This window comes from Sutterella seckii, assembly GCF_009183815.1.
GTDB classification, from domain to species: domain Bacteria; phylum Pseudomonadota; class Gammaproteobacteria; order Burkholderiales; family Burkholderiaceae_F; genus Sutterella; species Sutterella seckii.
This window is the reverse complement of sequence record NZ_WEHX01000234.1, coordinates 1-559: the sequence shown is the minus strand read 5'-3', so window position 1 is coordinate 559 and position 559 is coordinate 1. Positions and strand designations below refer to the sequence as shown.

Below are 559 nucleotides of genomic sequence, written 5' to 3'. Positions count from 1 at the left end.
AGACTCAAAAATTTTACGAAGTTCGCGCTTATTGAAGCCGAAAGAAAAGAATTTAATTCTTCTCTTTCAATTCCGGCGAAATAAGAGCGACAAAACAGAGATTGAACTAAAGAGTTTGATCCTGGCTCAGATTGAACGCTGGCGGCATGCCTTACACATGCAAGTCGAACGGCAGCGCGGGAGCTTGCTCCTGGCGGCGAGTGGCGCACGGGTGAGTAATGCATCGGAACGTGTCTTCTTGTGGGGGATAACTGTCCGAAAGGACAGCTAATACCGCATAAGACCTGAGGGTGAAAGCAGGGGATCGCAAGACCTTGCGCAGGAAGAGCGGCCGATGTCCGATTAGCTAGTTGGCGGGGTAAAGGCCCACCAAGGCGACGATCGGTAGCTGGTCTGAGAGGACGACCAGCCACACTGGGACTGAGACACGGCCCAGACTCCTACGGGAGGCAGCAGTGGGGAATTTTGGACAATGGGGGCAACCCTGATCCAGCCATGCCGCGTGCAGGATGAAGGTCTTCGGATTGTAAACTGCTTTTGTCAGGGACGAAAAGGGACG

The 559-nt window shown here is 53.3% G+C and carries 1 rRNA gene; it reads left to right on the top strand.

Annotated elements, in window-relative coordinates:
- Positions 1–103 precede the first annotated feature (103 nt).
- A 16S ribosomal RNA gene (locus GBM95_RS11995) occupies positions 104–559 on the top strand; the annotation flags it as partial.